The organism is Methylobacterium sp. WL6 (genome assembly GCF_008040095.1).
In the GTDB taxonomy this organism is placed as follows: domain Bacteria; phylum Pseudomonadota; class Alphaproteobacteria; order Rhizobiales; family Beijerinckiaceae; genus Methylobacterium.
Map to the genome: position 1 here is coordinate 1 of NZ_VRVH01000302.1, position 5240 is coordinate 5240.

Genomic DNA, 5240 nt, shown 5'->3' on the forward strand with positions numbered 1-5240 from the left:
GGCGAGCCCCGCGCCCGCGGTCAGCGTGGTCGAGGCGGCGCGCCGCGAGATCGTCGAGAGCGTGGTCGTCACCGGCACGCTGGTGCCGCGCGACGAGATCCTGGTGACGCCCGAGATCGACGGTTACCGCGTCACCGAGGTCCTGGTCGAGGAGGGCGCGCGCGTCGCCCGCGGCCAGGTGCTCGCCCGCCTGTCGCACGACTTGATCGACCGCCAGCTCGCCCAGCAATCCGCCCTGGTGGACAAGGCCACCGCCGCCGTCCCGCAGGCCGAGAGCACCATCGAGCAGGCGGAAGCCGCCGCCGTCGAGGCGCGCCTCGCGTTCGACCGCGCCAAGCAGCTGATGCAGACCGGGAACGGCACGGCGGCGATCCTGGAAGGGCGCACCTCCACCCTGCGCCAGGCCGAGGGCAAGCTCGCCTTCGCCCGCAACGGCCTGGTCATCGCGAAGGCCGAGCTGGCCCAGGCGAAGGCGGTGCGCGACGAGCTGGAGCTGCGGCTCGCCCGCACCGAGATCCGCGCGCCGGAAGCCGGCATCGTCAACCGCCGCACCGCGCGCGTCGGCATCACCGCCTCGTCCGCGGCCGAGCCGCTGTTCCGCCTGATCGCCCGGGGCGAGATCGAGCTCGAAGGCGAGGTCGTCGAGACCAAGCTGCCGCTGCTGCGGGAGGGCCGCCCGGCCTGGATCGAGATCGGCGCGGGCGCACGCGTCCAGGGCAGCGTCCGCGCGGTCTACCCGGAGGTCGACCGGGCGAGCCGGCTCGGCAAGGTCCGCGTCCGGCTCGAGGCCGACCCGCGGCTGCGCATCGGCACCTTCGCCCGCGGCGCGGTCGAGATCGCCCGCACCCGCGGCGTCGCCGTTCCCCAGGCCGCGGTGCTCTACGGCGGCCCGGCGCGCAGCAGCGTCCTCGTGGTCGCCGGCGACACGGTCGAGGCCCGCCAGGTCCGCACCGGCCTGTCCGACGACGACGACATCGAGATCCGCAGCGGGCTCTCCGAGGGCGAGCGCGTCGTCGCCCGCGCCGGCAGCTTCCTGCGGGACGGCGACAAGGTCCGCCCCGTTCCGCTGGCGGCCGTCGCCCCGGCCGTGGCCGAGGCGCCGTCGCCCGAGGCGAGCGCCGACGCCGGCGTCCCCTGAGCCGACGCCGCCCCGCCAAGTGATGCAGAAGGAACGGGCCGCCCGATGCGCCTGAACGTCTCGGCCTACGCGATCCGCAACCCGATCGGGCCGCTGGTCCTGTTCCTCGTGCTGATCGTGCTCGGCCTCGTCAGCTTCCGCGGGCTCGCGGTGACGCGGATGCCGAACGTCGACGTTCCGATCGTCTCGGTGGCGATCACGCAGTCGGGCGCGGCGCCCTCCGAGCTCCAGACCCAGGTCACGAAATGGGTCGAGGACTCGATCGCCGGCGTGCGCGGGGTCAAGCACATCACCTCGGCGATCACCGAGGGCTCGTCCGTCACCACCGTCGAGTTCCGGCTTGAGGTGAACACCGACCGGGCCGTCAACGACGTCAAGGACGCGGTCTCGAAGATCCGCATCAACCTGCCGCGCACCATCGACGAGCCGGTGATCAGCCGGGTCGAGATCGCCGGCCTGCCGATCCTGATCTACGGCGTCACCGCGCCGGCGATGACGCCCGCCGACCTGTCCTGGCTCGTCGAGGACAGGTTCGCGCGCATCCTCCAGGGGGTGAAGGGCGTCGGCGGCGTCGAGCGGGTCGGGGGCGTGGCGCGCGAGATGCGCATCGAGCTGCAGCCCGACCGGCTGCTGGCGCTCGGCATCACCGCGGCCGACGTCAACCGGCAGGTGCGCCTGACCTCGGCCGACATGGCGGGCGGACGCGGCGAGGTCGGCGGGCGCGAGCAGTCGATCCGGACGCTGGCCGCCTCGCGGACGCTCGCCGACCTCAAGGCCACCTCCATCGTCCTGCACGGCGGCCGCAAGGTGCGCCTCGCGGATCTGGCCACCGTGCGGGACGCGATCGAGGAGCCGCGCACCTTCGCCCGCTTCGACGGCCGGCCGGTGGTCGCCTTCGCGGTCTCGCGCGGCTCGGGCGCGAGCGACGCCGAGGTCGCCGCCGGCGTCGAAAGGAAGATCTCGGAGTTCGCGACCAGCTACCCCGACGTCAAATTCGAAAGGATCGACTCCTCGGTCTCGGCCACGATCGGCTCCTACGATTCTGCGATGCACACCCTGATCGAGGGCGCGGCGCTCGCCGTGCTGGTGGTGTTCCTGTTCCTGCGCGACTGGCGCGCGACGCTGATCGCGGCCTTGGCCCTGCCGCTCTCCGTGTTCCCGACCTTCTGGGCGATGGACGCGCTCGGCTTCACCCTGAACGGCATCAGCCTGCTGGCGATCACCCTGGTGACCGGCATCCTGGTCGACGACGCCATCGTCGAGATCGAGAACATCGTCCGCCACATGCGGATGGGCAAGTCCGCCTACCGGGCGGCGATCGAGGGCGCCGACGAGATCGGGCTCGCCGTCATCGCCATCACCGCGACCCTGATCGCGGTGTTCGCGCCGGTGTCGTTCATGCCGGGGATCGCCGGGCGCTACTTCATCCAGTTCGGGCTCACCATCGCGGTCTCGGTGTTCATGTCGCTGCTGGTCGCGCGGCTGATCACGCCGATGCTCGCGGCCTACTTCCTGCGCGACCACGCCCACCACGCGGAGCGCGAGGGGCCGGTGATGCGCGCCTACGGCCGCCTCGTCGGCTGGTCGGTGCGCCACCGGGTGGTCACCCTCCTCGTCGGGCTGGCCCTGTTTGCCGGCTCGCTCGCCTCCACCGGCCTGCTGCCCTCGGGCTTCGTGCCGAAGCAGGACAACGCCCGCACCCTGTTCATGCTCGAGCTGGCGCCGGGCGCGCGGCTCGCCGACACCATCGCCGTGTCCGACCGGGTGGTCGCGCGCATCCGCGCCCTGCCCGAGGTGGTCTCGGTCTTCGTCGACGGCGGCCGGCAGGTCGGCGGCAAGCGGGAGACGCGGCTGGCCACGCTCACCGTCAACCTGACGCCGAAGAACGCCCGCGCCCAGTCGCAGGCCGCCGTCGAGACCGAGATCGCCGGGCTGATCGCGCAGGAGCCCGACATCCGCTCGTGGTCCCTGCGCGACTCGGGCCAGCGCGACCTCGCCCTCGTGGTCGGCGGCCCCGATGCCGGCGTTGTGGCCGAGGTCGCCGCCAGGCTCCAGCGCGACATGGCCGCGATCCCCCACCTCGTCGCGGTGATGTCGACGGCGCCCCTGAACCGCACCGAGGTCCGCATCCGCCCGAAGCCCGGCGTCGCGGCCGACCTCGGCGTCTCGACCGACGCCATCGCCGAGACGGTGCGGGTCGGAACGATCGGCGACATCGGCCTGAACCTCGCCAAGTTCAACGCCGCCGACCGCCAGATCCCGATCCGGGTGCAGCTGCCCGACAGCGCCCGCGGCACGGTCTCGCGGCTGGAGAACCTGAAGGTGCCGGCCAACAACGGCACCGCGGTGCCGCTGGCGGCGGTGGCCGACATCGAGCTCGACCAGGGCCCGGGCGCGATCGACCGCTACGACCGCGTCGTGCGCGTGGCCGTGGAGGCCAACATGGAGGGCTCGGACGCGCTGGGCTCGCTGATCGCCCAGGCGCTGGAGACGCCGACCGCCAAGAGCTTGCCGCCGGGCGTCACCATCCGCCAGACCGGCGACGCCGAGATCATGGGCGAGGTCTTCTCCGGCTTCCTCCTGGCGATGGGCGCCGGCATCATGATGGTGTACGCCGTGCTCGTGCTGCTGTTCGGCTCGTTCCTGCAGCCGCTGACGATCCTGTTCTCGCTGCCGCTCTCGATCGGCGGCGCGATCCTCGGCCTGCTCGTGATGAGCATGCCGATCTCGATGCCGGTGGTGATCGGCATCCTGATGCTGATGGGGCTGGTGACCAAGAACGCGATCATGCTGGTGGATTTCGCCGTCGAGGAGATGGGGCGCGGCGTCGATCCCGTCACCGCGATCGTCGAGGCCGGCCGCAAGCGTGCCCGCCCGATCGTGATGACGACGATCGCCATGGCCGCCGGCATGGTGCCCTCCGCGATGGCGCTCGGCGTCGGCGGCGAGTTCCGCGCGCCGATGGCGGTCGCGGTGATCGCCGGGCTGATCGTCTCGACCCTGCTCTCGCTGGTCTTCGTGCCGGCGGTGTTCCTGCTGATGGAGGGCTTGAGCCGCGTCCTCGGACGGGTGCTCGGCCGCTTCGTCGGCGCCCGCGACGAGGCCGGCACCGCGCCCGCGGCCCATCCCTCCCCTTCCCCCTGAGGAAACCGAATGACCGTCATGTCCGCCCGCGTCTCGACCTTCGCCCTCCTCGGCCTCGCCGCCGCCTCCGCCCTCGGGTCCAGCCCGGCGGCCGCGGCCGACCCCACCGGCACCTGGTTCACCGAGGACGGGCGCGCCCGGGTGCGGACCGAGCATTGCGGGCCGGGCGGCGCGAACCTGTGCGGCTACGTCGTCTGGGGCTCGAAGCCGCTGGGCGAGGACGGCAAGCCGAAGATCGACCGCTACAACCCCGACCCGAAGCGGCAGGCCCGGCCGCTCCTCGGCCACCAGATGATCCTCGGCCTGAAGCGCAACGAGGAGGGCCGGTTCGTCGGCAAGATCTACAACGGCGACAACGGCAAGTCCTACGACGTGACGATCTGGAGCGAGACCCCCGCCGAGCTGTCGGTGAAGGGCTGCCTGATCTCCGTGCTGTGCCAGACCCAGACCTGGACGCGGGTGGGCGACGTGGTGCCCGGCCAGCTCACCGCCGCGACCGACACCCCCGGCGGCCCGCGCTCGGACCCGGAATGGGCGGGGAAGCCCGGAGCCGCGCCGAAGCCCGCGGCCGCCAAGCCGGCGGGTGCGCCAACGCCGAAGTAGCGGCGCGGCGTTCTGGCGAACGCGCCTCGCCCCAAACCACCCCCTCATCCTGAGGTGCGGCCGCGCGGCGGCCGCCGCGAAGGAGCCTTCCAGTGGTCGCGCGATCCCCGGGAGCCTCCTTCCAGGCGTCCGCTTCGCGCAAGCACCTCAGGATGAGGGCACGGGCGGGACGAGTGGTTGGAAGTTCCCGAGAACGGAGCCGCTGTCCGCGGCGGGTCAGCCGGTGGTTCCCGGCACGCGGGTCGATCGCGAGTTGAGCGTGCCGTGGCTTTCGGCCAGCGCCCGCGTCGCCGCCGCGACCGCCGCCGCGCCGTCGTCGAAGCCGCCCTCGACGGCCTCGCCGCGGCGTTGGCCA

3 protein-coding genes are annotated in these 5240 nt (G+C 72.8%); all 3 read left to right on the top strand.

Annotated features, from left to right (window positions below):
- Window positions 1-1138, top strand: a 1138-nt coding sequence (locus FV230_RS24095; protein WP_246694980.1) for an efflux RND transporter periplasmic adaptor subunit, incomplete at its 5' end; no start/stop codon positions are given.
- Window positions 1139-1183: 45 nt separating this feature from the next.
- Window positions 1184-4282, top strand: coding sequence for an efflux RND transporter permease subunit (locus FV230_RS24100; RefSeq protein ID WP_147844197.1), 3099 nt, complete (start codon window positions 1184-1186; stop codon window positions 4280-4282).
- 9 nt (window positions 4283-4291) lie between these two features.
- Entirely contained in the window at window positions 4292-4885 is a 594-nt protein-coding gene (locus tag FV230_RS24105) for a DUF2147 domain-containing protein (RefSeq protein WP_147844198.1), read from the top strand.
- The last annotated feature ends 355 nt before the right edge of the window (window positions 4886-5240 follow it).

Excerpts from the sequence above, each read along its gene's own strand:
- FV230_RS24105 (WP_147844198.1), top strand. The coding sequence starts at position 4,292 with ATGACCGTCATGTCCGCCCGCGTCTCGACCTTCGCCCTCCTCGGCCTC.
- FV230_RS24100 (WP_147844197.1), top strand. The coding sequence starts at position 1,184 with ATGCGCCTGAACGTCTCGGCCTACGCGATCCGCAACCCGATCGGGCCG.